The sequence below is a fragment of the Bradyrhizobium sp. S3.7.6 genome (genome assembly GCF_054061875.1).
Map to the genome: position 1 here is coordinate 521802 of NZ_JBSSEQ010000004.1, position 22585 is coordinate 544386.

30 protein-coding genes, 1 tRNA gene and 4 pseudogenes are annotated in these 22585 nt (G+C 59.3%); 17 read left to right on the top strand and 18 right to left on the bottom strand.

Features of this window, described 5'->3' with window-relative positions; all coding sequences use genetic code 11:
• The first annotated feature begins 188 nt into the window (after positions 1-188).
• On the top strand, positions 189-461 hold the full coding sequence (locus ACVJ5M_RS48180) for a hypothetical protein (protein ID WP_085398269.1): 273 nt from the start codon (positions 189-191) through the stop codon (positions 459-461).
• 157 nt (positions 462-618) lie between these two features.
• Here the strand turns inward: ACVJ5M_RS48180 and ACVJ5M_RS48185 are convergent, their stop codons facing one another.
• On the bottom strand, positions 619-1014 hold the full coding sequence (locus ACVJ5M_RS48185; protein WP_085398270.1) for a response regulator: 396 nt from the start codon (positions 1012-1014) through the stop codon (positions 619-621).
• Positions 1015-1155: 141 nt separating this feature from the next.
• Here ACVJ5M_RS48185 and ACVJ5M_RS48190 point away from each other — a divergent pair.
• Both ACVJ5M_RS48190 and ACVJ5M_RS48195 read left to right on the top strand, forming a co-directional pair.
• Positions 1156-1308: pseudogene (locus tag ACVJ5M_RS48190) on the top strand (transposase); the annotation flags it as partial.
• On the top strand, positions 1275-2342 hold the full coding sequence (locus ACVJ5M_RS48195) for an IS3 family transposase (RefSeq protein WP_231142186.1): 1068 nt from the start codon (positions 1275-1277) through the stop codon (positions 2340-2342). The pseudogene ACVJ5M_RS48190 and the gene ACVJ5M_RS48195, both read left to right, overlap by 34 nt.
• Here the strand turns inward: ACVJ5M_RS48195 and ACVJ5M_RS48200 are convergent.
• A pseudogene (locus ACVJ5M_RS48200) lies at positions 2288-2619 on the bottom strand (PilZ domain-containing protein). The gene ACVJ5M_RS48195 and the pseudogene ACVJ5M_RS48200 sit on opposite strands and share 55 nt — an antisense overlap.
• A 291-nt stretch (positions 2620-2910) precedes the next feature.
• Positions 2911-3132, bottom strand: a complete 222-nt coding sequence (locus ACVJ5M_RS48205) for a hypothetical protein (protein WP_144030552.1) — start codon at positions 3130-3132, stop codon at positions 2911-2913.
• Between the two features lie 269 nt (positions 3133-3401).
• On the opposite strand from ACVJ5M_RS48205, the gene ACVJ5M_RS48210 reads away from it, so the two are divergent.
• Entirely contained in the window at positions 3402-3554 is a 153-nt protein-coding gene (locus ACVJ5M_RS48210; protein ID WP_155794997.1) for a hypothetical protein, read from the top strand.
• Positions 3555-3583: 29 nt separating this feature from the next.
• Here the strand turns inward: ACVJ5M_RS48210 and ACVJ5M_RS48215 are convergent, their stop codons facing one another.
• Positions 3584-3838: a hypothetical protein gene (locus ACVJ5M_RS48215; protein ID WP_354100551.1), complete on the bottom strand. Its 255-nt coding sequence runs from the start codon at positions 3836-3838 to the stop codon at positions 3584-3586.
• 114 nt (positions 3839-3952) lie between these two features.
• On the opposite strand from ACVJ5M_RS48215, the gene ACVJ5M_RS48220 reads away from it, so the two are divergent.
• From ACVJ5M_RS48220 to ACVJ5M_RS48235, 4 genes are all read left to right on the top strand, one after another.
• Positions 3953-4303 carry a hypothetical protein gene (locus ACVJ5M_RS48220; protein WP_085398272.1) on the top strand — a complete coding sequence of 117 codons (351 nt, stop codon included), beginning with the start codon at positions 3953-3955 and terminating at the stop codon, positions 4301-4303.
• Between the two features lie 2 nt (positions 4304-4305).
• The gene (gene ligD, locus ACVJ5M_RS48225) at positions 4306-5226 is read left to right on the top strand and encodes a non-homologous end-joining DNA ligase (RefSeq protein WP_085398273.1); all 921 of its coding nucleotides are present in this window, start codon (positions 4306-4308) and stop codon (positions 5224-5226) included.
• A gap of 182 nt (positions 5227-5408) precedes the next feature.
• Positions 5409-5867 carry a small heat shock protein HspD gene (gene hspD / locus ACVJ5M_RS48230; RefSeq protein ID WP_354100552.1) on the top strand — a complete coding sequence of 153 codons (459 nt, stop codon included), beginning with the start codon at positions 5409-5411 and terminating at the stop codon, positions 5865-5867.
• A 73-nt stretch (positions 5868-5940) separates the two neighbouring features.
• Entirely contained in the window at positions 5941-6264 is a 324-nt protein-coding gene (locus ACVJ5M_RS48235) for a hypothetical protein (protein ID WP_085398276.1), read from the top strand.
• A gap of 277 nt (positions 6265-6541) precedes the next feature.
• Here the strand turns inward: ACVJ5M_RS48235 and ACVJ5M_RS48240 are convergent, their stop codons facing one another.
• Together ACVJ5M_RS48240 and ACVJ5M_RS48245 are read right to left on the bottom strand one after the other, a co-directional pair.
• A complete protein-coding gene (locus tag ACVJ5M_RS48240; protein WP_085398275.1) occupies positions 6542-7225 on the bottom strand; it encodes an HAD family hydrolase in 684 nt (227 codons plus the stop codon).
• Positions 7226-7299: 74 nt separating this feature from the next.
• Positions 7300-9593 (bottom strand): annotated as a pseudogene (locus tag ACVJ5M_RS48245) (PAS domain S-box protein).
• Positions 9594-10165: 572 nt separating this feature from the next.
• Here ACVJ5M_RS48245 and ACVJ5M_RS48250 point away from each other — a divergent pair.
• Positions 10166-10357, top strand: a complete 192-nt coding sequence (locus tag ACVJ5M_RS48250) for a CsbD family protein (protein ID WP_354098918.1) — start codon at positions 10166-10168, stop codon at positions 10355-10357.
• Positions 10358-10606: 249 nt separating this feature from the next.
• On the opposite strand, the gene ACVJ5M_RS48255 is transcribed toward ACVJ5M_RS48250, so the two are convergent.
• The 4 genes from ACVJ5M_RS48255 to ACVJ5M_RS48270 all read right to left on the bottom strand — a co-directional run bounded on the left by ACVJ5M_RS48255 (position 10607) and on the right by ACVJ5M_RS48270 (position 11813).
• On the bottom strand, positions 10607-10765 hold the full coding sequence (locus ACVJ5M_RS48255) for a DUF2934 domain-containing protein (protein ID WP_354100553.1): 159 nt from the start codon (positions 10763-10765) through the stop codon (positions 10607-10609).
• 218 nt (positions 10766-10983) lie between these two features.
• Entirely contained in the window at positions 10984-11199 is a 216-nt protein-coding gene (locus tag ACVJ5M_RS48260) for a hypothetical protein (RefSeq protein WP_085398174.1), read from the bottom strand.
• Positions 11200-11410: 211 nt separating this feature from the next.
• Complete coding sequence (locus ACVJ5M_RS48265; RefSeq protein WP_085398252.1) at positions 11411-11614, bottom strand: hypothetical protein; 204 nt, start codon at positions 11612-11614, stop codon at positions 11411-11413.
• A gap of 127 nt (positions 11615-11741) precedes the next feature.
• The gene (locus ACVJ5M_RS48270) at positions 11742-11813 is read right to left on the bottom strand and encodes a hypothetical protein (protein WP_349642858.1); all 72 of its coding nucleotides are present in this window, start codon (positions 11811-11813) and stop codon (positions 11742-11744) included.
• Between the two features lie 694 nt (positions 11814-12507).
• On the opposite strand from ACVJ5M_RS48270, the gene ACVJ5M_RS48275 reads away from it, so the two are divergent.
• Positions 12508-13026, top strand: a complete 519-nt coding sequence (locus ACVJ5M_RS48275; RefSeq protein ID WP_354098917.1) for a septal ring lytic transglycosylase RlpA family protein — start codon at positions 12508-12510, stop codon at positions 13024-13026.
• Positions 13027-13564: 538 nt separating this feature from the next.
• On the opposite strand, the pseudogene ACVJ5M_RS48280 reads toward ACVJ5M_RS48275, so the two are convergent.
• A pseudogene (locus tag ACVJ5M_RS48280) lies at positions 13565-13859 on the bottom strand (ROK family protein); the annotation flags it as partial.
• 38 nt (positions 13860-13897) lie between these two features.
• On the opposite strand from ACVJ5M_RS48280, the gene ACVJ5M_RS48285 reads away from it, so the two are divergent.
• Positions 13898-14059: a hypothetical protein gene (locus tag ACVJ5M_RS48285; protein ID WP_161495717.1), complete on the top strand. Its 162-nt coding sequence runs from the start codon at positions 13898-13900 to the stop codon at positions 14057-14059.
• A gap of 42 nt (positions 14060-14101) precedes the next feature.
• Here ACVJ5M_RS48285 and ACVJ5M_RS48290 read toward each other — a convergent pair whose 3' ends face one another.
• The 3 genes from ACVJ5M_RS48290 to ACVJ5M_RS48300 form a co-directional block, all read right to left on the bottom strand.
• The gene (locus ACVJ5M_RS48290) at positions 14102-14308 is read right to left on the bottom strand and encodes a hypothetical protein (protein ID WP_144030549.1); all 207 of its coding nucleotides are present in this window, start codon (positions 14306-14308) and stop codon (positions 14102-14104) included.
• 86 nt (positions 14309-14394) lie between these two features.
• On the bottom strand, positions 14395-14676 hold the full coding sequence (locus ACVJ5M_RS48295; protein ID WP_144030548.1) for a hypothetical protein: 282 nt from the start codon (positions 14674-14676) through the stop codon (positions 14395-14397).
• Between the two features lie 452 nt (positions 14677-15128).
• Positions 15129-15201 (bottom strand) — tRNA-Thr (locus ACVJ5M_RS48300).
• Positions 15202-15283: 82 nt separating this feature from the next.
• Here ACVJ5M_RS48300 and ACVJ5M_RS48305 point away from each other — a divergent pair.
• Together ACVJ5M_RS48305 and ACVJ5M_RS48310 are read left to right on the top strand one after the other, a co-directional pair.
• Positions 15284-15553, top strand: coding sequence for a hypothetical protein (locus ACVJ5M_RS48305; protein WP_144030547.1), 270 nt, complete (start codon positions 15284-15286; stop codon positions 15551-15553).
• A 154-nt stretch (positions 15554-15707) separates the two neighbouring features.
• A complete protein-coding gene (locus tag ACVJ5M_RS48310) occupies positions 15708-16037 on the top strand; it encodes a PQ-loop repeat-containing protein (protein WP_354098916.1) in 330 nt (109 codons plus the stop codon).
• Positions 16038-16076: 39 nt separating this feature from the next.
• Here the strand turns inward: ACVJ5M_RS48310 and ACVJ5M_RS48315 are convergent, their stop codons facing one another.
• Positions 16077-16286, bottom strand: a complete 210-nt coding sequence (locus ACVJ5M_RS48315; RefSeq protein WP_085398246.1) for a PRC-barrel domain-containing protein — start codon at positions 16284-16286, stop codon at positions 16077-16079.
• Between the two features lie 161 nt (positions 16287-16447).
• Here ACVJ5M_RS48315 and ACVJ5M_RS48320 point away from each other — a divergent pair, with 161 nt between their 5' ends.
• Both ACVJ5M_RS48320 and ACVJ5M_RS48325 read left to right on the top strand, forming a co-directional pair.
• Positions 16448-16678 (top strand): DUF6894 family protein, encoded by a 231-nt coding sequence (locus tag ACVJ5M_RS48320; RefSeq protein WP_085398245.1) that lies wholly within the window; start codon positions 16448-16450, stop codon positions 16676-16678.
• 1290 nt (positions 16679-17968) lie between these two features.
• On the top strand, positions 17969-18298 hold the full coding sequence (locus ACVJ5M_RS48325) for a hypothetical protein (RefSeq protein WP_212479644.1): 330 nt from the start codon (positions 17969-17971) through the stop codon (positions 18296-18298).
• A gap of 242 nt (positions 18299-18540) precedes the next feature.
• Here the strand turns inward: ACVJ5M_RS48325 and ACVJ5M_RS48330 are convergent, their stop codons facing one another.
• Positions 18541-18771, bottom strand: coding sequence for a DUF6894 family protein (locus ACVJ5M_RS48330; RefSeq protein ID WP_085398121.1), 231 nt, complete (start codon positions 18769-18771; stop codon positions 18541-18543).
• A gap of 787 nt (positions 18772-19558) precedes the next feature.
• Here ACVJ5M_RS48330 and ACVJ5M_RS48335 point away from each other — a divergent pair.
• Together ACVJ5M_RS48335 and ACVJ5M_RS48340 are read left to right on the top strand one after the other, a co-directional pair.
• The gene (locus tag ACVJ5M_RS48335; protein WP_354098915.1) at positions 19559-19936 is read left to right on the top strand and encodes a hypothetical protein; all 378 of its coding nucleotides are present in this window, start codon (positions 19559-19561) and stop codon (positions 19934-19936) included.
• A 74-nt stretch (positions 19937-20010) separates the two neighbouring features.
• Positions 20011-20265 (top strand): hypothetical protein, encoded by a 255-nt coding sequence (locus ACVJ5M_RS48340; RefSeq protein WP_354100554.1) that lies wholly within the window; start codon positions 20011-20013, stop codon positions 20263-20265.
• A gap of 414 nt (positions 20266-20679) precedes the next feature.
• Here ACVJ5M_RS48340 and ACVJ5M_RS48345 read toward each other — a convergent pair whose 3' ends face one another.
• Together ACVJ5M_RS48345 and ACVJ5M_RS48350 are read right to left on the bottom strand one after the other, a co-directional pair.
• Positions 20680-21714 (bottom strand): IS110 family RNA-guided transposase, encoded by a 1035-nt coding sequence (locus tag ACVJ5M_RS48345; protein WP_354100555.1) that lies wholly within the window; start codon positions 21712-21714, stop codon positions 20680-20682.
• A gap of 361 nt (positions 21715-22075) precedes the next feature.
• Positions 22076-22513, bottom strand: coding sequence for a hypothetical protein (locus ACVJ5M_RS48350; protein WP_144030516.1), 438 nt, complete (start codon positions 22511-22513; stop codon positions 22076-22078).
• Positions 22514-22585 lie beyond the last annotated feature (72 nt).

Sequence of the window (22585 nt, forward strand, 5' to 3'; positions counted from 1 at the left end):
TCTGGCCAATATGCCTACCCGCGCCGGGTGGTTGCGTTCAACGCCATCGAAGGTTGGTCCCGCGACACAACCGAGGACATTGCGGATTGCACTGGCGGATCGAGCCGCGCGCGGAGGGATTGACCTTTGGCCCGCGCTGCAAGCCTTCGTCCAGGCCAAGAGCGGCAGCACCGCCGCGCAGGCGGCCAATGGGACACGCCAATGAAGCACACCGAACAACGCCCTACACGGTCCCGGAAGCGGCGGCGCGCAAGCTCCTCGAGCTCGCAGCCAACGTCGCGGCCGTCCTGCACGGCCGCATCTACATCGACCGGATCAACGCGCTGTTCATGATCGGGCTGGAGGGCAGCGGGCGCGAGTTCGGCGACGGGCTGAAGTACGCGATCCAGCGCGGCTGGTTGTCGAAGCATGAAAGCGGCACCTATGTGAAGCTGCTCCAGCGCGGAGAGAATCTGGTCTGATACCCCTTAGAAGACGATCAAGCTTACCAGATCCTATTTCCGGGAGCGGCTACAAGTTGGAAGATAGTGCGTCCAAAGAAAACGAGGCCCAACATACGAGATGTCGGACCTCTCGCCCGTTTGGCATGGTCGGCAAACCAAAGTAGGCGTCCAGGGCTTACGACGTTTTGGTGACCTCGTCACTTGATTGTTGAGTCGAGTGCTCCGCGAGACATCGTTCGATCGCCAGCTTCAGGAATTCAATCGTGCAGGGCTTGTTTACCACACGCACCCCCTCATAGCCGGCAGGGACGCCCGCCGAGCCGTAACCGCTCAGGAAAAGCAGTGGCAAGCCGCGATCAACCACGGTTTTGGCTATGGGGCCGCAATTAGTGCCTTGCAGATTGATATCGAGGATCGCTAGATCATATGCCGCAGATTTCGCAAGAGATTGACCCTCACCGCAATTTCCAGCTTCCGCAACAACAGAATGACCAAGTTCTTCGATCATCCCGACGAGCATCATGCGAATGAGGGCCTCGTCTTCGACAAGAAGTATGGAGACGCCATTCATCTGCGGTTTCTCCTTCTACATTCCTCTATTCGGAACCTGCGGCCGGCCTTTTCTCTTTATCTTTGTGTCGAATGAAGCTGACCTGCCCCTGCCGATTTCCTCCAGTTGAAGTTAGAGTCCGGCCTTCTGAAGGACGGACAGATGAAGCGAGCCAGGTTTACGGAAGAGCAGATTATTGGCGTGCTGCGTGAGCATGAGGCGGGTGCGAAGGCTGCCGATTTGGCGCGGAAGCATGGCGTCTCTGAAGCGACGCTGTACAATTGGAAGGCGAAGTTCGGCGGTCTGGACGTCTCCGATGCCAAGCGGTTGCGGCAACTCGAGGACGAGAACGCCAAGCTGAAGAAGCTGCTGGCCGAGCAGATGCTGGATGCTGCAGCGCTACGCGAGCTTTTGTCAAAAAAATGGTAGGGCCCGTCGCCAAGCGCGAAGCCGTCGCGCACCTGCAGGCCGTCATGGGTCTGGCGGAGCGGCGGGCCTGCGGCATCGTCGGCGCTGACCGCAAGATGGTTCGGTACCGATCGTGCCGACCGCCGGACACCGAACTACGCGGCCACTTGCGCGAGCTTGCTAATGCCCGTCGGCGGTTCGGCTACCGCCGGCTGTTCGTGCTGCTTCGCCAGCAGGGCGAGCCGTCCGGGCGGAACCGGATCTACCGTCTGTATCGAGAGGAAGGCCTCAGCGTGCGCAAGCGCCGGGCCCGCCGCCGCGCCGTGGGCACCCGAGCGCCGATACTGGTCGAGGCTCGGCCGAACGCCCGGTGGTCGCTGGATTTTGTCCACGACCAGTTCGCCAGCGGCCGTCGCTTCCGGGTCCTGAATATCGTCGATGACGTGACCCGGGAATGTCTGGCGGCCATCCCCGACACCTCGATCCAGGGGCGGCGGGTGGCACGCGAACTGACGGCGCTGATCAATCAGCGCGGCAAGCCGGGCATGATCGTCTCCGACAACGGCACCGAGTTCACCTGCAATGCCATGCTGGCCTGGTCGGAGGAGAACAAGATCGACTGGCACTTCATTGCGCCGGGCAAGCCGATGCAGAACGGCTTCTGTGAAAGCTTCAACGGCCGGATGCGGGACGAGCTTCTCAACGAAACCTTGTTCTTCGGCCTCGATCACGCCCGCGCCAAGATTGCGGATTGGGTCGGCGACTACAACGGCCAACGCCCGCATTCCTCGCTCGGCTATCTGACCCCTGCGGCCTATGCCGCCTACCTCACCGCAACGTGCGATCGGCTGCGCAACCCCGACCAGCTCCGCCGATCGCACGTTGCTCACACCGCGCCAAACGGCGTAACATCCGCCGAGACTCTAACCGCTACTGGGTGAAACTTCAGGGGCAGGTCAAAGCTTACCGTCAGCTCGCCGCCGTTCACGCGCTCTAACTGGCATCGACGGTAGGCAAGCCCGGTTGACGAAAGCACAAGGAAACACTCGTTTAAGCAAGCCTTCTGATCGAACTCTCTACGGGTAAGGTCGCTGAGTTCTCAGAGACGTCCTTGATGAGACAAGCCCGCCGCCAAGTTCCATCAATTGCCAATATGCCGGCCTGTAGAGGCCTTTCAAAGCTCACACGCCGGTCGTCTTGATCGTTTTGCCGCGTCATCAGTTCCCAGCCATAAACTGAATCGGGAAAAGTCGGCAATATCCAATTAGTTCCAGGGAGCCACCGACTACTTGCTTCAACTAGCTTTTCGGATTTATTGGACCGGTACCTACCTACGACACAGGGAGTTTCGGCGATGTGGAACTACGCATTGTTGGGTAACTTGTGTGTGCGGTAGCTGCCTCTGTCCCACGAGGTAATGCCTGTCCGGAGGCCCCAGCATCATCAAGCCCCCCGGCCCGATGCTGGGGCCCAAGCAGCGTGACCAGGCAGCGCTCAACTTTTGATTCTTCAAGTCATGTGCAGGCGCAGCCTGCTGCCTGTTTTACGATTGAGGGCGGGCGGAGCGTCGCCCTTGTTCAGCTTCTCGGCCACAACCTCTGCCGTTGAATGAGAGAGTCCAGTTAAAGGCGTCCCGTCCGGCGTGACTGCAGGCTGATCTATTGAAGTGTCCAGCACTGTGAATCGGCCGTTCTTGGGATGCTCGTACCGAACGACAAAGCGGTCTGCCATGAGGATCGCCCTTCCCTTCATGGTTGTAAACATACATGGGCGAAGGTCGATGACTAACGGGCGGCGGCACCACCGAGGCGGCCTTGCATCATCTTTCGGCGCAACTTCTGATGATTTCGCGGAAGTACTCCTAAATATCCGGAGCGCCTCGTCCAAGCGCGACGGCTTGGCTTTCGGCAAGCGGGCGGTGGCCTAGATCGAAACTAAACGGCTGTTCCGGCATACTTAAAGAAGGTGATGGAATTGAAGAAGGTGATGGAATTGGTGCCGTGCAGTCCAAGAACGAACGCGTTGAGCTGGAAATGCGGATACTCCGCTATCGGCAAATAGCCAGACGTTTTGCGCATGACCCACAGACCTATGAGCGTATCCAGACGCTCGTTCGGGAACTGGAAGACAAGCTCCGCGAAATCGACGAGTAGGCCGCGTCAGTCGGCGGCCTCGGTGTCCATCAGACGATCAAACCTCGGCCACCGACGTCTAGCGCCCCCGCTTGGCGGATTTCTTGGCTCTCTCGACCCGCACTCCTTTGAATTTCTTGGCGGCCTTTCTGCGCCGTCTTAGGCTTCTTCACAGCCATGAACTCGCCCGACGTTCTGTCGCGCTTTGTGTAGCCAGTAGCGCCGCCAATTGTCGTCTTGGCCTGTGAGCGCTTCTTCACCGCGCCCTTGCGAGCATTGTCGCCGGTCGGTTTATTGACTGCCATGTATCCTCCGCTGGTTGCCTCTTATAAAAAGCGCAACGCACTTGGCAGTTCCTACCTGGGGAACGAATCGGCGCGGATCAAATTAAATCCCGGTTCTGTTGCGTGGAGTTGCGTATGAGTCAGTCCCGATGGACCCCTTCCATTGTGCCGGCCGATGAACCGACCGTGTATCTGGTGGCGGACGACTTCGGGAGCGCAGGCAGCGCCTGGCGCGAAACCGACATGGGATCGGCAGACCTCGAGACGGTCATTCAGGATCTGCTCGCCGGCGAGTATCGACATCCGATCAGGGTTATTGCCTTCAACACGTCCGAGCGCTGGTCAGAAGACGTTTCCGAGGACGTTGCTCGCGAGATCCAGCACTGGTGCAATCTTCAGCTCACCGACGTTCCTTCGCATCTCCAAGAATTCGTCGATCGCTACGCTGCCCAGGACACCCGGCAGTACAGCTTGCGCCTGGTGTAGCGATGGCCTTCCAGCGAAAAAAGCCGGAAGCGCTGGGCGTCAAGGCGCCCTTCCCCGGCTTCATCGAGCCGGCCCTGGCAGCCTCGATCGACCGCGTGCCGTCCGGCGAACGTTGGATTCACGAGATCAAGTTCGACGGTTATCGCGTCCAGGTGCATCTCGCCAACGAAGCAACAAGGGTGTTCACGCGCCGCGGTCACGACTGGACCCGCCGCTTCAAGAAGGTCGCCGACGACGCCTGGCACATCAAGGCGAGCTCGGCCATCATCGACGGCGAGATCGTGGTGCCGGCCGCCGATGGCAGCACCGATTTCTCCGTCTTGCAGAACGAGCTAAAGGGCACCTCGACTAAGATCGTACTCGTCGCCTTCGACCTGCTTTATCTCAACGGCAGGGACATCCGGAAGGTGCCGCTATTCGAGCGCAAGGCCGCACTGAAGAAGGTCGTCACTGGCAGCGACGTGCAGTTCAGCGAGAGCTTCGAGATCGACGGCAGCGAGATGTTCACGCATGCTTGCAAGGTCGGGCTCGAAGGCGTCGTTTCCAAGGTCCGCGACGGCGTGTACCCGGTCGGCCGCAGCAATAATTGGGTCAAGAAGACCTGCGCCCAGCGCGAGACGCTGACCATCGCCGGCTTCGCTCTCGATGAGGGCAAGTGGGACGGCATTTATCTCGCGCGGCGCAAGGGCGACGACCTGATCTATGCGGGCAAGGTCGACCACGGCTTCGACAAGACATCAGCCGCCGAGCTGCGCAGACGGCTCGAGCCGCTTGTCCGCAAGACGCAGCCTTACGCCAAGCGTATCGCACACAGGGGCATCTGGGTCGAACCGAAACTGCTCGCCGAGATCGAATACCGCGCCAAATCTGAAGAGGGAAAGGTTAGGCACCCTTTCTTCAAGGGGCTGCGCGAGGACCTTTAACAGCGCGGCGATCGGCAGCGAAATTTTTTTCGGTCCCCTCTTGAAACCAAAACCGGTTTTGCTAATTTTTTTGGCGTTACCGTCAGGTGACGTCCGAGGTGCCCTCCGGGGCCTCGGAATTGAGACGGGCACCGGTCGTGTCCGATGCCTCATACCCATCTTGCTCTTTGGAGGATTTGGCTATGCGCACTTATGACTTCTCGCCCTTGTTCCGGTCGACGATCGGCTTCGATCGCCTGTTCGATCTCGCCGAGACGGCCCAGCGGGCCACCGACGAAAGCTATCCCCCCTACAACATCGAACGGCTTGCCGAAGACCGCTACCAGATCACGCTGGCGGTTGCAGGCTTCTCGCCCGACGAAGTCTCGATCACGGCCGAGCAGAACGTCGTCACGATCGAGGGCGGCAAGACCGAGAAGGCCGAGCGCGAGTTTCTCTACCGGGGAATCTCGACCCGCCATTTCAAGCGCCAGTTCAACCTGGCGGACTACGTCCAGGTCAAGGGCGCGGCATTCGACAACGGTCTGCTGAAGATCGAACTGGTCCGGGAAATCCCCGAGGCCATGAAGCCGCGGCGTATCGCCATCGCCGGCGCAACGTCTTCCGGCAACGTTCACCAGATCGAGGCCGAGGCGGCCTAACTCATCCACCAGAGGAATGCCGCGCGTCCGGGCGACGCGCGGCAGCTGATTTCGTCTTAGAATGGAGGATACCATGCGGCCGACGACCGCTTCCGACGACAACGTCATCGACTTCAACGCGCTGCTGCATCCCGGCACCGCGTTTGACCACCCGAGGGACGTACTGGCAGACCTTTCGCTTTCGGTCTCCGAGAAACGCGCCATTCTGGCGTCTTGGGCGTCCGACGCGTCGGCAATCGCTTCCTGTCCCTCCTTGCGGGCACCAGCGGGACTTAAAGCGCCGGTCACCATCGACGAGATACTCGAAGCATTGTGCGAACTTGACGGCGGCCCACGCAATCCACCCGGAGGCAAGCCCAACCGTCTCTGTTCGACATCAAGACTTCTCGCCGCTTGAGAAGGTGGTCGCGATGGATAACATTGCCTTGCCCAGAGACGTATTGAACCGCATCGAGCGTCGGTGGATGGCCAAGTTCTCGCAGGCTCCTTCTCGCCAACCGTCGTCGATGCTTGGCGATGATCCTCTCCGATCTCCGCGAGTCCGGCGACTGCTGGAGGGGCCCTTGAGACCTCCGACGGTTGATAGACCCGTCCAACCCAGTTGCGCCTGAACCTCGGGCGCTACAGATCGCACGATCGATCTCCGGGTAGCTCTGCGCGTCCCGGAGGTCGCCCTATTGCATGCCGGTCGGTCTACCGCGTGAGCAGAGAGACTCCTGAAATCTAGCAAAAAGCGTCGCAGGTCCTGGATAGACTTCGATGCATCCAGCCTGCCGCAGCGAGCTTTCGGTAAACCCGCCGCAGAGCACGCCGATGGTCGCGACCTTCGCCTTCCCCGCCGCGATGGCATCGTAAGGCGTGTCGCCGATCGCGACCGCGTCCGGGCCGTCAATCGCAAGCTTTTTCAGCACGATCTCGAAGACGTCCGGCGCCGGTTTTGATTCTTCCACATCGTCGGACGAAGTCGCCACCTCGACCAGATCTATGATGCGTGCGATGTCCAGGTACGTGTCAAGTCCATCCTTCTTTGCGGAGGACGCGACGGCAATCCGAAGTCCGGCATCCCGCACTCGCCGCAGCAAGTCTGGAACGGCCGAGAACGGTCGGACAAGCGGCAGATACTCCGTCTTGAAACGATTGCCGCGCCATTCTTCCAGATCCTTGCCGTGGTCACGTTGTTCGTCCGGGGTTAAGAACATGGGAACGAGCTTGTCTCCTCCCTTGCCGATCTGGCTGCGAGCTTGCTCGAAGCTCACATAGTGGCCGAACTTGACCATGGCTTCGTGCCAGGCGAGCGCGTGAATATCCACCGAGTCGAGAAGCGTTCCGTCCAGATCGAAAATTGCGGCTTTTGGCAACTCAATTCCTCCTCGATAGGGGATCCGAAGACGCTGCGGCAAGCGCTTCCGCTGCAAGCGCTGTCGACACCTGTCTAGGGTCGTGCTTTTGCCTGCAGCGCATTTTCGAGGCTGCGGCGCAGAGTTTCCGGCGCGTAGGGCTTCACGACAAGCACGGCGTCCAAGAGCTCAGCATCGGATTGGATCCCGCTGTCACCTGTCGCCACAACAATGCACAAGTCAGGTCGTAGCGAGCGGGCGTCCTTTGCGAGTTGCAGGCCAGACACTCCGGGGAGGCCGACATCGGTCACGAGGATATCAACGGCGGCCTCATCCAGGGCTTTCAGACCCTCTTCGGCCGAGCTGGCCTCCATCACCTTGCAGCCTAAATCGTTCAACATCTCCGTCGCAGTCAGGCGGATCAGTTCGTCGTCTTCGACGAGCAACACGGTCGCACCCTTGACGGCGTCTTCGCCTGTGGGCTGACGCGGTTGCTTCGCCGTGAGACGCCGTTGAGCGTGGTTGGCGAGCACATGCCTGATCTTCCGCGCAAGCGCTTCCCGCGTATAGGGCTTGGCCAAAAGCTCCACTCCCGGGTCGAGCCGTCCCCCGTGCACGATGGCGTTCTGCGTGTAGCCTGATGTGAAAAGGACTGCGACGTTGGGCAACCGTTCCTTGGCTTTCCGCGCCAACTCCGGGCTTGCCCGGCATCATCACGTCGGTGAAGATCAGGTCGATTGGTATGCCGCTGTCGACGACGGCTAGCGCGGCCACCGCATCTCTCGCCTTCACCACGCGGTAGCCAAGATCGGAGAGCATCGACACCGCGACCTCGCGCACTTCATCGTCATCCTCGACCACCAGTACAGTTTCCTCGCCGCCTTTGATGTCACCGGAGGTGGCACTAACTAGCGTATCCTCGATGGCCATTTCTCGCGGGAAGTATAGCTTCACCGTCGTTCCGGCGCCGATCTCGCTGTAGATTTTGACGTGTCCGCCGGATTGCTTGAGGAAACCGTAGACCATGGCCAGGCCGAGGCCAGTGCCCTTGCCCTCCGCCTTGGTCGTGAAGAAGGGCTCATAAACCCGCTCCAGGATATCTGACGGAATGCCGATGCCCGTGTCAGTTACCGCGATCATCACATATTGCCCCGCAATCAGATCATCGTGGTGTCGGACATACTCGTCGTCCATTGAGAATGGCATTCTCGAGTTGATCGGGGTCGATGAGGCTGTTCCACAGCCCACCGCCGACGACCGTCTCGACCTCGATCTCCTCGCCGATGGCGCGACGCAGCAGTTCATCCATGCCTTTGATCAGGCGACCGACGTTCACCACCCTCGGCTCCAGCGGCTGGCGCCTCGCGAAGGCGAGCAACTGGGTAGCAAGTTTCGATCCCCGCGCGACGCCGGCAAGAGCGCTCTGGACTCTCATCTCCGCTCGGGCATTACCCGCGATGTCCTTGCTGAGCAGTTGCAGGTTTCCGCTAATCACCTGCAATAGATTGTTGAAGTCGTGGGCAACGCCGCCAGTAAGTTGGCCGATCGCCTCCAGCTTCTGGGACCGGATCAATGTTGCTTGCGCCGCCTGGAGCGCGGCTTCCGCCTCACGCCGTTCTGTAATGTCCCGGGTCACTTTGGCGAATCCGACGAGCTTCCCGTCGTCGTCTCGAATCGCGTCGATCACGACATGCGCCCAAAAGCGAGTGCCGTCCTTTCGGACCCTTTGACCTTCGTGCTCCCAGCGTCCTTCGCGGGTTGCGGTCTGCAGGCCTGTTCGCGGGATGCCCGCGGCGCGATCCTCTTCCGTATAGAAATTGGAAAAGTGGCGACCGATGATCTCTTCGGGCCCGTACCCCTTGATGCGCTGGGCCCCAGCGTTCCAACTCGCCACGTTGCCTTCCACGTCCAGCATGTAGATGGCGTAGTCCGTCACACTTTGGACCATTAGCCGGAACTGCTGCTCGCTTTCGCGCAATTTGGCCTCGGCCGCCCTTCGCTCGGTCAGATCCCGGGTGATCTTGGCGAAACCTACAAGCTCGCCCTTAGGCGAACGGATCGCGTCAATGATCACATGGGCCCAGAACTGCGTGCCGTCCTTGCGCACACGCCAACCCTCTCGCTCGAAGCGCCCGGTTCGCTCCGCCTCCTCCAGCGCCAAGGCAGGCACTTTCTGCTCCCGCTCGGCCTCCGTATAGAATGTCGAGAAGTGGTGCCCTATGATCTCCTCAGCCTCATAGCCCTTAAAGCGCTTCGCTCCCGGGTTCCAGCTGGTGACATGCCCATCGCGATCCAGCATATAGATCGCGTAGTCGGTGATCGCCTCAACAAGAAGCCGATAACGCCCCTCGCTGGATTGTGCAGCATCGAAGCGGTCTGAGTTTTCCATTCGGGTCCTATCCAGCCCGCCGATAGCTGGAGGGTTGAGGTAAAACAATACGAAGTGGATCGAGTTCCACTTCGGACTTGGAGCTGACCCGTGTAGACGTAGTTGGCTGCGAGTTTGTCATATCGGGCGCGACATTGGCCCGGCCCGGCATCACTTTCTCACCTGCGACGACTGTGACGCAAACACCAACGGCCAACCTATTCAGCGCCGTGGTAGTGATGAAAGAGGCCAATGGGCGGCCTTACTCTTGATCCTTGGTCCAAGTGCGCTCGCCGCACTGGCATTCGAACACGCGGACGGTAAGCCCGCGCGCGGAGTCCATCATGTTATGGACGAGCTTGGGTTGAGCGCTGCACTTGCCGCGCCGGCCTCTCGCGTCTTGGACCCCGAGAATTTGTCGCTGATTGGCGAGGTTCCTAAGTGCCAAAGTGTACAATTCGTTCCACCACCCGAGTTTACTGTGAGCACAAGACATCAACTCACAGGACACTTGAGTGCTTGTAATGTTTCCATTCGGAACGGCTCGCAGGGCTCGCCGTTGTCGAGCACATTCTTCAAGGAGGATCACGATTATGGATCGCGAACACGTGAAAGGCGCCGCTGACAAAGCAAAGGGCGCAATTAAGGAAGGGGCCGGAAAGCTCACTGGCGATAAGAGCATGGAGGCTGAAGGAAAGATGGATAATGCCAAAGGCTCTGCACACAACGCGGCCGGTGACGTAAAGGATACCGTGCGCGATGCGGCTGATGCTGCAAAGAAGTAGGCAAACTAAAAACTGAACTCGCCGCCCTTCGGGCGGCTTTCTTCTGCCCTGTTCTTGGCAAGGAAAGCGCACACTATCCGCTCACCAAGACCTCGACCAAGCGCAACAAGAAGGGCGGTCAGTTCATGGCCGTCAAGAAGAACGCGAAGAAGTTCAAGGGTGTGCGCAAGGAGAGGTAATTGATGGGTCGGTTCTTCTTCGGCATTATCGACTTGATTGCGACGCTGATTTAGCGGTGTATCCCTTTCGCTAGAGCGTATCCGGCGTCCGTCGAGGAGAGCTTTTGTCCTCGTTGATTAATTCCTGCTCGGCCAGGCGCCAGAACTCTTCATCTTGCCCTTCCGGCTTTCCGGCCTGCTCCCACAGCTCGTAAGGGCGGGCCGCAATGGTTTCGTCGATCTCGTTCATGGACGGTCCTTCTTGTTTTTGTTCAATTGAGGCGCTTTGTATCGGTCTCGATTTCTACAATGACCGCCTCAACATCGGGAACGCCATCGGCGTCCCTATTGCAGATACACGGCATACCAGCGCCACATTGGCAGCCCCCTTACCTTCGGTCCACGACTTGTCCGGATGATTTTCGCAGACCCAACCGAGGCCATGGCAGATTGGACAATTGGGATCGGTCATGCCGCCATGGCCTGTCGATGGCGCTGATATGCTTCAATGGCGCGGTTGGCGAGCATCAGCTTTCGGTGCTCTCCCTTGAGGACCATCTCATCGACTATCCTCAGGAGAAAGCGGCTGACCTCTGCAGCATTCCCAATCTCGCCGGTACGCTCCAAATAATCCCTGGCGATCTGAATGGAGTCCTCAATCAGCCAAGGGATGGGTTCACTCATAAAAGGAAAACCCGTAGCAATGCGCACCGTTCCTAGTGGAACGTCGGTTGGGACCTCGCCTCGATGATCTGGACGTTCGCGCGCACACCCGCTTTGTGCAATCTCAGAAGGCCTCGCGCCAATTGCCGGAGATCATTCCGCGCAGGACCGACGGGGAGTTTGCGCGCCCGGCGCAAGACCTGTGCGGCATGAATGATCAGCGGGGCCTTCTTCATTTTGTTGGTGACTGTAAGCCAGGGGAAGTGAGCCAGTCATTGATGTGCGAGGCTGTTTCCGCCTGCCTCGCCTTACGAAGAAGTTGATCGCGTTGAAGGCCGAGTGGCATTGTCTGGATCTTTGCCCTCAGCCGCTCGGCTTCCTTCGCGCGACGTTCTTCCAAAGTTTCGGTTTGTTTGAAACGACGCCGCTTCTGCATGGCGCGCTCCTTTCCATTAGAGGAAGGCGGGAGCGCAAGTAGGCGTTCTCATCACCGATAAAAGCCACGGTCCGTTCGGCGATGTGGAATAGTACGCCTTGCAACCGGAAAGGCGTAACAACAAACGTTAAGACTTTGAGAATCTTTTTAGGGGGCTTGCTCGCAACAATCCTTCGGAGGTGATGTCGCGGTATTCGATTTCCGCAGTAAAAACAGGCTCAACCCAGTGGCCTTGGGTTTCTTGAGTTGCTTACTCAACTTACTCTCTGGACTTGCCAGGGTGTCGAGAGCCTTGCGCATCTTGCCGGAAGTGGTCCAGTCCCAGCCCGTGCCGACCTTGCGCATGTAGACCCTGATCCCTGCTTCATTTTTTCCCAAGTAGAGCGCAGCGACGCCAGACGGGTCTCCACCGCATCAGCGACATGCCAGCATCCCGCGGATCATTGTCGAACGATACCACGCCCAAGCAGACGAACTCGAGCAGGCACCAGGTGACGCAGCAAACGACGCCGGAGCTTAACCCAGATAAGAGACGTCCTTGGCACGCGACGCGAGCTCACCCTCCACTTTGTCTATTTCCGCTTGGTTTCGCTCGATGAAAGCAGCGAGCTCATCCCGCGACATCTCAGAAAGCGCCTTCTGTTGTAACGACGTATCCTTACGAGTTGGAGCGATGTGCCCTGCCCGATCTAGAACTTTGATCGACAGATCGGCTCGGACACGGGCGCTAATGCTCGTGTCCTGGAGGAGCGACTTGGCCACTCGATAAGCAAGCGGAGCTCCCACCACAGCAAGATCAAGCTGTATGGATTCCGAGATCGCAGCCGCAACGGCTGGCAGTCGCATTGTCTTATAAACCGACTTGGGGTGATATCCGGCGAGCTCGGCCGACCATGCGTCTTCTTTGTAGAATAGTCGCCGTTGCAACAGTCCCAGCGTCGATATGGTTACATGTAGGCTCTGCTGTGGCACAGAACTTCAATGATAGGTGGTCCATCATTCCAAAAGCACACGCCGAGCCCGTCCCTCAGGCACCGGAGCAGACCAATCAGAGCCCGCAGACGCAGTCCCCTATCGAGCAAGAACCGCCGCGAAATTCGGAAGACCGCTCAGCTGCTGGATCTTTCAACCGAGTGTTTTCCGGGAAGGCTTCCTTCTACTCGTATTCGAAACGGAAGACAGCGAGCGGCACAACGTTCGATCGGGATGCGCTGATTGCAGCTCATCGCAATCTGCCGTTCGGCACGCATGTTCGCGCTACTGACCTTAAGAGCAGCAAATCGGTGGTCGTTCGTATCACCGATCGCGGACCATGGGTTCGCGGTCGCCTCATCGACCTCTCGCTTGGCGCCGCTCGCAGCTTAGGAATTACCGATCGTGGCGTCGCCCAGGTTCGCGTAGTGGTGCTTTAGCCGCAACTCGGCGCCCTGGCGCGGGCCGAGTCGAGAATGCTCCCGCTCTCCTCGGCGATGCCGCACGGCGGATCGAACCCGAGAACAAAAGCCGCATTCTGGCGTTGCCCGGTGACAACGACGGCGACACGCTCCGCAGCTTGGCAACGTGCGCCCGGCGATCATCGACGAAACGTCCAGGTGCTCCGGACGCGCTGATTACGGCGGTTCGGCCAATGCTGGCCACAAACACCCGCGGCCAGCTCGTCTACTTATCGACCCCGAAGGGAAAGCTACGAAACTTGGCGCTCCAACGATGCCGACTGGCACCGCATCCAAGTCGCGTTGGGCTCCTGCCCTCGCATCACTCCGGAATTCCTGGCCCGCGAGCGCAAGAACCTCGGCGAGACGAAGTTTCGCGAAGAGTACCTGTGCGAAATCATCCGGAGTTGCCGGTGATCTATGCGACGGGCTTCTCTGCAGTATGTTACAGAAGCCCTACCATCCGCAGCAGATCGTAGAAGCCGTGAGAGAGATGACGGCGGGTCGCTAACGTCTGCTAATTTTTGCCGTGGCCGCGGTTGGTGAAGCGGGCGTTGCCCAGTCCCGTCCCGATCGTCAGCACGCCCCACCACTTCACGTCCTGAATGAACGGCATCTCGGACAATCTCTGGACGACGTCGTCGGTGTGCATGACGAATCGCCGTGTCGTCCTCGCCGATCTGCGGGATGGCCTCAACCAGGCTTGTCGGCAGTTGAACTTACTGCTCTCCCAATTGTCCCGCAGTTCCGGCGCCCTTCTCGATCGACCCGTCCGCCTTGATGACGCCGGGACAGGCGATGCCGACGACGGGGCGAGAGTTTTAGGAGTTTTTTTCGAGCCGCCGGTAACATGTGCGCCGGGACACAGTCGGCCTTCCAGGGCTGGAGCGTGGCCTTCGACGTCGGCGAGCAGCGCCGGACCCGCTCCTTCTTCGGCGGTGGCGGTGGCGGTAGTGGCGGCGGCGGCTCGCCGCGGGCGCCCAGCGCGATCAGCTGCCGGGCCAGCAGCTGACTGGCGATGTCGGTGATGTCGCCCATGTTGGCGCGCTGGAGATCACGCAGGCCCTTGATCTGGTCGCCTGACATAGCTCCTCACGATGGAGGCTTTCCATCCATTCTGCTTTATGATCGCGCGCGCCTCGTCGTCGGTCTTGCCGAGCGCCTTGCGCAGGATCGGCGCCGCGGTCGCGACGACGCCGCGGCGGCTGACGAAGCCCGCCACGAAATGCGGAGCCGTCACCCGGACCAGCAGCTCATCCATGAAGCGCGTCCTTTGCGATCTGCCGACCTCGGCGAGGACGTGGCGCATGCCCGCGCATTTCTGGCCCGCGCGGCTTTTGATTGGAGCTACATCGGCTCCCAGCCGTCCAACAGCTGCACCCAGCCGTCCAACAGCAACCCGTCAAAAGCGATAACGCCTTCGTCATGCGGGGCGGCATACTCCCGATAGCGCGCGGCCCATTCGGGTTTCCAATCAATGAACGTGTTGTTAAGGGCGTCGTGCACGCGACAGGGCTCAGCGGGATTGAACGTGGCCATCGGGTTCATGTGGGCCCAAACATCGAGCGGGCCTTTCGTTCCAAGGGCGGTCGTGCAGCTCGTCAGGCTCGTCGGCGTGTCGAGTTTCACCAAAGTTGATCCGCCATAATTCCGGCGAGCCAGAGGCCTGAGGAAAAGAGGCGGCTCCAACGAGGGGCAAGCAAGTTGGAGCCGCGAAGTCACCACGTTGTGCAAAGCACTCCGGCACACGAATTGGGAAAAGGGCCCGAAGCGCGATTCAAATGCCGCGCCGAGACCTGAGTTCTCCGGAAACAGGACTACTCCCGAAGTTAATGCGCGCAGCTTCACATTTGTTATGTGCGGGCGTGCACTCAAAGTGGAAAGGTCGCGTTGGTGCGCTGGGTTTTTGGCGCGCTCGCGGCCCCGGCGCTCCGCACTTGGTCTCCTTCCGGAGAAGCCTGGGCCGACGAGCGCTGAATTAGTAACGACGGCAAGATCGCAACGTGTTTTCCTGCCCTCGTGGGCACGCCGCCTGTCCCCAGCTCGTGACCGGTGACACGCGCGAGCTGGGGCCTTAGTCGAGCCCGCGGCCGGACTCGAACCGGCGACCATCCGCTTACAAAGCAGCTGCTCTACCGCTGAGCTACGTCGTGCGGGAAGTATAGAAACGGGGAATTAAGGCGACAGCAAAAAAGCGGCTCCAGCAGGTAGCGGGAGTGCAAGCTGGGGACGTGGCTTGTCGGCCACACGTCCGTCTAAACCGAGACTGTTTGTCGGGATTCGAACAGACGCGCCAGCGCCATTTATTCAGCCTGTGAGCCATTGGAACGATGTGTTGATCGGCGGATCAGCCCGGTGGTTTCCTCCAAGAACCACCGGGTTTTTCCCGGTCATCCAGTGGCGAGGGCTGACCGCGCTGTCGGATAACGATCTTCATTTCAAAATTGCTGTCATGGCCCTGGGCGGGATTTCTTCCGTCTTGGCGATCAGGCTGATATTTTTCTGAGGTGTTCCCTCAGTGGCGGTGGACCGCATCGATCACGGAACCGCGACTGCAGGCTGCATATCCCGCATTAAGGTCCTGCGAAAAGGGCATTCGTTAATGCTCTTCTCGGGCTGTATAAGTCAGTAGCTTCTTCCTCCTATTCGAAGAGGCTATCATGAACACATTGCATACGTGGTTTTCGCAACAGTCCCCTTTCCTCATCGGCTATTTTGCGACCGCGCTTGTCATCGGCGCTTACGTCCCTCAGATCTGGCGCCTCTTGAGAGAGCAATGCTCCGCCGGAATCAGCGAGCGCGCTTACGCAGTATGGATGTTGTCGTCAGCGCTCTTTCTCGGTCATTCGATCACCATAGGCGATCAGGTGTTCATGGCTACACAGCTCGTGAACATATTCGCGCTCGCAATTATCCTGGTGCTTGCACGGCGGTTCCGTAACCAGGTCTGCGCCGCGCATGCGCGCAAGCTTCGCGTTGTACAAGCGTAAGGAAACGCACAACGCCAAAACTCGCCGACACGGCGTTTGTCACTTCTGCGCCAGCATGATCGTTGAGACGGGCCATTTCCCGGGATGTCCAGCTACGGAAAGACGCAAACCGTGGGCTTCGTCCAAGTGTAATCCTTCGACGGTCCCCGCCTTGCCGTCCGTAAGCACGACTGCCTTGCCGATCAATTCTGACTCGGCTTTGTGATACTCCCGCAGGATAACGGCGGCATGCGTTTTAGCTCGAGGCATTGCAAGGCATCTCGTTTTTGGTGCAAACCAAACGAGGGGAATTAAGCTGCGTTCCTCATGAACGTCCAAATCAGTACCACGCCTCCGCACCCTACCGTGCAGACAATCGCCCGTCGGGAAAAATAGGAACCTCGCTCAGTTATGCCGGTTCTTCCCGCCGCATGCCCACCATCTATTTCGACATTCTCAGTGACACCGACACGATCATCGACGACGAGGGCGTCGAATTGCCGAATATCTGCGAGGCCCCACAGTTGGCTTTGGAATTGCTAGGTCAGGCGATTTTGGATGGATCGCGCCATGGTACTCCGGGCGTGACCAAGGTCGAATTGCGAGATCAGAACGGGCCTTTTCTGCGCGTGTCAGCCGCTGTCGTGATCGAGAAACTGTAGCGAGATGTCGGTGATCGCGCCCCTTAACGGACATTCATCAATGAGCGATTTTCTACGTCATTCTTCAGCCGATATGTCCGTCTTTCCGAGACGGGACGACCTGCTTAGTAGGACTGAGCAAACCTCGCCGGTCAACGACCGTCAATGGACTGATGGCTATCTGTTGCCGGTCGTATTCTTATGCGTCGCCGGTACGGCCTCGGTTGTGTGGATCGGCGCCATCGGATGGACCAGTTGGCGGCTGATCAACTGGGTGATTGCATAGCCGTCCAGCAACCATAGGCCGCGCCGCCACCCGGCGGCGTCACCTCGAATTGCTTGCAGCTCGGCCGCGAACGGCTCGTCTAGGAACGTTGGGCTTATTCCGCCATTGAAAACAGCAAAAGGAGGACATCATGGTCCGTGACCTTTTGCTCCTGCTCGCCGTTTCAATCGTGTTGAGCGCATTTATCTGGAGCGTCTTCGGAAATTCGCAAACAAGGTCTCGACATCCACGGGGTGAAGCATCACTCTCCTTGAATGCCGCTCCGCAGCCGGCGCCTGAGTTCAGTCCGTATATGAGGACAGAGCGCTGATAGGTCTGCCCTCTGCCCACTTCAGCACCGGCAGGCCGGACTTAAATCGCCGTCGCGCGCTCTCATGAGCCCAGCAGGTTGCGCACAGCGTCAGCGGTGGATGGGCGCCGGGGTAGGTCCTGACCTCGCCTCGGGAGTAGCGGCACTTGTTACTGTCGCAATCGGGATTTTTGTTCGGATTGTTCACCTTGGCCTCGGTCAGTCGCAATCTGCCTAAAGTGAGCGAATACGAGTGCGTGATCGGGTGACCGGCGAAACGGCCCCAGCGCGCTGTTGCCGGACAGTGCGCTGAGGCCAGTCACGACGGGCCACCCTTGTGGGGGGCTCGGGAAAACCCGGCAACCGGACGGTCGTTCCTAAGAGAGGGGCCACTTCCCGACGAGGCGCTCGGCCCACTGCGTCAGCTTCGCGCAGGTGCCGCGCGCTCGAAACGCTCTGCGCTCACGTCATGGCTTCGACGGCCCCGCCGCCCCGGGCTTGCCGAAGGCAACCCTGCGGCTCTAGAGGCGGGGTGCCGTAGTGGCACGTCCGCCCCGACCCATTTGAAACCAGAACCCGGCGTAATCCGTTAGGGTCGCGTCTCCACGGCCGCCTTGCCCAAGCTTCCGGCGCCGTTGGAGGGGACGGGTGCGCTCAAGGGCGTGCCCGTCTTATCAATCTGGTTTCGCTCTGTGCACCCGGCCCCGACGACCATTCATGAAACGGAGGCGACCATATGGAGAATCTCGATCTCAAAGCGTGGGTCGATGGCTGGATGGAGAAAGTGAAGCAAGGCGCTGAAGTCCATCGCCAGCAAGGTCTGTCACCGGAGGATGCCGAAGCGCGCGACTATGCCCCCGCTGACGTCAAGATCCTCACCATCGCCCACGTCCCGGAATCCCTGCAACAGGCGTGGCTGCAACATCTGCGCGACTTCGACGTCGCGCATCCCGGCTGTCATTTCGAGGTGATGGTGGATGCGCCCGAGATGCCGCTGCCCGACATCATCAATATGCTGGCGATCAATCCGGGGCTGACCTTCACCAAACTGCTCGAACGCAAATGAGCTGGCCCGACCGGCGGTGCCATACCGAGCCCGGCTTGGGGCCTGAAATCAGCGGAGCTTCGCTCGCCGTTTTCCTTGTCTCCGACCTGCTTGCTCCCGTGAAGGCAGGTCGGCATTGAACCAGAGTGGTGGTTGCCTCGGAGCGGCGGTGGTGTCGGTGATGTTTCTGGGATCGCTCATCATCATCGCGCTGTGGTTCTTTTACTAGAACAGCACGATGAATCCGCCAACTGAGCCAAGGCTTACGTTCGCTTCTCGGCATTAATACGCAGGACATAGAGCGTGTTTCGGGACTCGTCCACGACTTCCATCCGCCATTCGCGGTGGGGTGTGAGCTTCTCGCCGAGGCCTTGGAGTATCTGCCCAGCCGTTACCGTGGCTTCAGACCAAGCGGCGTGCTCGTCAGGTAACTCATAGCCTTCGCGGTCGAGTTCGCGGCGTTTGTGGGTGACGTGGAAGAAATAGCGCGGCATCGTCAAAATCCTACAGAGCCGGCCGCGTTCCACAACAGCCAGTGCGAAGGGCCGCTGCGCGAAATCGGTCCTGATTGGATTTCTGCGGTCATCTCCAGTTTCCTTCGGATGCTGTCCTGCCCACAACGAATTCGCGGCGGACTGGCATCTAGGACGTTGATTTGGATCAACCATCCCGCGAATAAGCGAGACGCCTAGTGTATACAAGTGAACAGATGGAACAGGCGGTGGTGGGCATGCTCACTTCGGTGCGCCGGAGCTTATCTCGGCGCGCTCGCGGCCCCAGCGTCTCGGCATCTGTCCCAGCCTCCCGGACGCTTGGGGCCGTCGCGCGCTAATCATGTACGTGCCGCGAAACGGCGCTACAAAATGCTTGAGGTTGTCGGCGGTGAGGACGCACGATGCGCGACCTGCTCAGTCCGCATGAGAAGCGATTATTGAGGCGCTTGGCTGCCGGACGCGGAGATCGCGGTGCGAGTGGGCGGTACTGCCAAGTAAATCTCAGAGCAGAAAGCCCGGCTGCTTGCGCGATTGCAGATCAATTCGCCCGACGAGATCGCCGATGCAGCAAAGCGGTGGGCGAAGTGGCCGGGCTATCGAGGCATCACGTAGAATCTCGCCCGCGAAACCAAGCGCACGTCTCTTGTAGGAACGGTCGGCGCACACCAGACGATTCATTGGGCTAGGATCAAAGATTATCTGCGCCGCTGCCACTGGTCCAGGGTTAACGAATGGTTAAGCCGGATCTGGGAGGTTGCAATGGGGGTGACCTAAAAAGAGGTCCACCATGTTGAGGCTGAAGGAAGCTGCCCCGGTATCTCGCGATTTGAACATCGGCCAGATCGACACCGCCGAGTTGCTGCTGCACCGCGTGTACGCCTTTGGAGCGGCCGAGGGACATGCCTCCGGCGAGTCAGTGGGGCAAGACGCTGCGGGCTGGGAACGGGCAGAAATGGCTCTCCTACAGGCGGAGATTGACACCCAGCGCCAAATTATCAAGCTGCTCCGCAACGAATTGTCAGACCGGAAGAAGGAACGGGACGCTTGGCGCAGTCGGGCTACCAGGCTGTGTCGATCAGTTTCGACTGACCTCACGGCCACCCCGCGCCCCGGATCGTTTGCGGCATCTCTCCACCAACGTCGAATACATTTCCGGCAGCATTGACTCAAACAATTGCCGCAGGGACCGCACCTCGCCGATAACAAGGGGTGCCCCTGCGTCATTGCACTAGAGGTGCAGTGAGTCTGACGACCAGAACCTTCGCCTCAAATGGCATACGTGATTGCGACCTTCCGGCGTGGCTGTTGGCTGCGGTTGATTGGTGGCAAAGCCGTCTTTTGGCAACGACGATCGCGGGAGCCGCTCTCGGCTATTCTGCGGCCTTATGCATTGGATTTCCCTTCATCGACCCGTTTGCCGTGATGATGGCAGGGCTGGTTGCAGCACTACCAGCTGCGGTGTCTTTTTGGCTGTCGAAATATGAACGAGGTTAGGATGAGCGCCTATCCGGAAAGACAACCAGCATGTTCCCTGAAACAGCGCGCATGTTTTCGAAGAAAATTCCGCAACGTGAACCGCAATACTCCGATTGAGCAAAGAATTTCTCCTTGGACCCAAAAGCTGACCTCTCCTCCTTATGAGTACACGCCCTTCTGTAATGGGCCGATGATGTCAAGCCTCCCGAGTGAACGTCACGCCGCCGAGCTCATGCTTCTGTTCGTGGTCGACGCCTGGCCGCCACATCATGCTGTCAGAGGGAGCGGTGAGCCTATCTAGATACGCGTGGTTCGTCGGACGACGGCCACTGGGCGTGTAACGGCTTCACCGCATCCACCGTCCCGGCGACGGGACTTCGGGCACCGGGCTTCAGTTCATCCCGGTTGCGTTCTTGATCTCCTCCACGTCTTCTATGCTGCGATTGAGCCCGCTTCGGCCCATCGGTAGGTCGTGCCATCGACCCAGATCCGATGCAGGATCACTGCGACCTTGCGTGCCAAGGCGACCTTTGCGCGCTTCGAGCCTCTCCGCTTGGCGACGTCCATCCCCCAGCGCTTGAGTTTTGAGAATCGCGTGATGCGCGATAGCAGAACGTTGGCGGCCTCATACAACACCGTACGCACTATCTCGTCGCCGGCCAGCGTGATCCCGCCCGTGACGTCCTTTTCTCCCGATTGGTATTTCTTTGGCGTGAGCCCGAACAGCGCGCCTGCCGCCTTCGATTTTACAATGCGATGAGGATCATCAATCGCCGATTTGTAGGTAATCGCCACTAGGGGACCAACACCTGGCACTGTCATGAGCCGGCGACAGACCGCATCGTCACGCACCGTTGCCAGCACAGCTTTGTGTAGCCTTCCGTACTCTGCCTTCAAGGCCGATCGTGCCGAAAGCATCGCTATGGCAATGCGTTCCAATGTCGCCTGACCCGCAACCAACTCTCGGATCCGCGCTTCGAAATTCTTCCGCGTCACCGGGCCAACCTTCAGCCCAAAGCCACGCAAAATCCCGCGGATACTTAACTCCACATCGATAAGTCGCCCAAGAAGCTGCTTGCGCGCAACCAGCAGCGCTCGGATCTCTTGAGCCCCTATCGACTTTGCGTGCACCGCGCGGAACCATCCCATCCGGATCAACTGGGCAATTCCGCGTGCATCCTTGCGATCCGTCTTCACTGTCATCGCCGACAATGCTGCCTTCACATGCCGTGTTTCCAGCAGAACCGTCTCGAATCCTGCTCTTTGCAGCCCCGCATGCAGCCATTGCGACAGTGGCCCAGCCTCCAGCCCGATCCGATTCACTGCAAAGCCAAGCGTCTCGAAAAATTCGACTAAGGCGTCGGGTTCGCTTGCGACCTTCGCCTCCTTCAGGATCTTACCCTGGGAATCCACAACGCATACGCTCGACAGTTCCAACGACACGTCAATTCCGGCATAATTCTCCACGGCTGTCCTCCGTCTCCAGATGCTTGGGGCCGACTCAAGTCGTGACCCCGTTTCATCATCTATCGGGGGACAGCCACCATCATGACCCCTTGCTCTGGAGCCGGGCCCATACCGCATCTAGACATCGCCATCCTCCAGCGCTTCTAATCCCCGCTCCTCCAGCCACCGCTTCGACTTGAGCCGCAGCTCCATCGGCAGCGACCGCACAGCGGTGATGCACTTGTGCATCGTGTTCTCGGCCGCAGCTCGTCGTGAAAAACGACGCCCTTGCGGGTTGCCCATTGCTTGAAGCGCTCGACAGTAGGATAGCGTTGCAACACCCGATTGTAGCGCGCGACGTCATCGGTGCCTGACGCATCGATCATTTTCTTTCGACCACGTCGTGAATTTCGTCCCAATCCGTTTTCATCTGTTGGGCGACTTCATCGATCAAAGCGAAGGCCTGCTCGCGTGTGGTTGCGATCTTGTCGATGTTCTCGGTGATATGCGATCTACACACCCCGATGATCGTGCAACGCTCACTCCCATCGTCGGCACCCCAGCCAACATGGTTGAGCAGTTCGTTAACCGCGTCGAGAGCGGTGACTTTGAGGGCGGTGTAATCGGACATGAACCTTGGTTGGGTCAAGTTTGATCGCTCCCTTTGAGAAGTTCCTGCGCCCTGGCGAACGCTGTTTCCTTCGAAAGGTTGCCATCCATTGCGCGCCAGCTTGCGTTCTCTGCGCAATCTCGGCCACAACGCCGCCGAACAGTACCATGCCAGTTGTAAAATGATCTGGGCCAGAATTTCAATGATCACCGCTTGGTCCCCAATGGGGTGAGATCTCCAGCGCCCGGCACAGACCTACACCGTCAGCCATGTAGATCAACT

Coding starts and splice junctions, on each gene's coding strand:
- ACVJ5M_RS48180 (WP_085398269.1), top strand. CDS start 189: ATGGGACACGCCAATGAAGCACACCGAACAACGCCCTACACGGTCCCG.
- ACVJ5M_RS48185 (WP_085398270.1), bottom strand. CDS start 1,014: ATGAATGGCGTCTCCATACTTCTTGTCGAAGACGAGGCCCTCATTCGC.
- ACVJ5M_RS48205 (WP_144030552.1), bottom strand. CDS start 3,132: ATGGCAGACCGCTTTGTCGTTCGGTACGAGCATCCCAAGAACGGCCGA.
- ACVJ5M_RS48215 (WP_354100551.1), bottom strand. CDS start 3,838: ATGGCAGTCAATAAACCGACCGGCGACAATGCTCGCAAGGGCGCGGTG.
- ACVJ5M_RS48220 (WP_085398272.1), top strand. CDS start 3,953: ATGAGTCAGTCCCGATGGACCCCTTCCATTGTGCCGGCCGATGAACCG.
- ligD (WP_085398273.1), top strand. CDS start 4,306: ATGGCCTTCCAGCGAAAAAAGCCGGAAGCGCTGGGCGTCAAGGCGCCC.
- hspD (WP_354100552.1), top strand. CDS start 5,409: ATGCGCACTTATGACTTCTCGCCCTTGTTCCGGTCGACGATCGGCTTC.
- ACVJ5M_RS48235 (WP_085398276.1), top strand. CDS start 5,941: ATGCGGCCGACGACCGCTTCCGACGACAACGTCATCGACTTCAACGCG.
- ACVJ5M_RS48250 (WP_354098918.1), top strand. CDS start 10,166: ATGGATCGCGAACACGTGAAAGGCGCCGCTGACAAAGCAAAGGGCGCA.
- ACVJ5M_RS48255 (WP_354100553.1), bottom strand. CDS start 10,765: ATGAACGAGATCGACGAAACCATTGCGGCCCGCCCTTACGAGCTGTGG.
- ACVJ5M_RS48260 (WP_085398174.1), bottom strand. CDS start 11,199: ATGAGTGAACCCATCCCTTGGCTGATTGAGGACTCCATTCAGATCGCC.
- ACVJ5M_RS48265 (WP_085398252.1), bottom strand. CDS start 11,614: ATGCAGAAGCGGCGTCGTTTCAAACAAACCGAAACTTTGGAAGAACGT.
- ACVJ5M_RS48275 (WP_354098917.1), top strand. CDS start 12,508: ATGCGTCTTCTTTGTAGAATAGTCGCCGTTGCAACAGTCCCAGCGTCG.
- ACVJ5M_RS48285 (WP_161495717.1), top strand. CDS start 13,898: ATGTGCGCCGGGACACAGTCGGCCTTCCAGGGCTGGAGCGTGGCCTTC.
- ACVJ5M_RS48290 (WP_144030549.1), bottom strand. CDS start 14,308: ATGGATGAGCTGCTGGTCCGGGTGACGGCTCCGCATTTCGTGGCGGGC.
- ACVJ5M_RS48310 (WP_354098916.1), top strand. CDS start 15,708: ATGAACACATTGCATACGTGGTTTTCGCAACAGTCCCCTTTCCTCATC.
- ACVJ5M_RS48315 (WP_085398246.1), bottom strand. CDS start 16,286: ATGCCTCGAGCTAAAACGCATGCCGCCGTTATCCTGCGGGAGTATCAC.
- ACVJ5M_RS48320 (WP_085398245.1), top strand. CDS start 16,448: ATGCCCACCATCTATTTCGACATTCTCAGTGACACCGACACGATCATC.
- ACVJ5M_RS48325 (WP_212479644.1), top strand. CDS start 17,969: ATGGAGAATCTCGATCTCAAAGCGTGGGTCGATGGCTGGATGGAGAAA.
- ACVJ5M_RS48330 (WP_085398121.1), bottom strand. CDS start 18,771: ATGCCGCGCTATTTCTTCCACGTCACCCACAAACGCCGCGAACTCGAC.
- ACVJ5M_RS48335 (WP_354098915.1), top strand. CDS start 19,559: ATGTTGAGGCTGAAGGAAGCTGCCCCGGTATCTCGCGATTTGAACATC.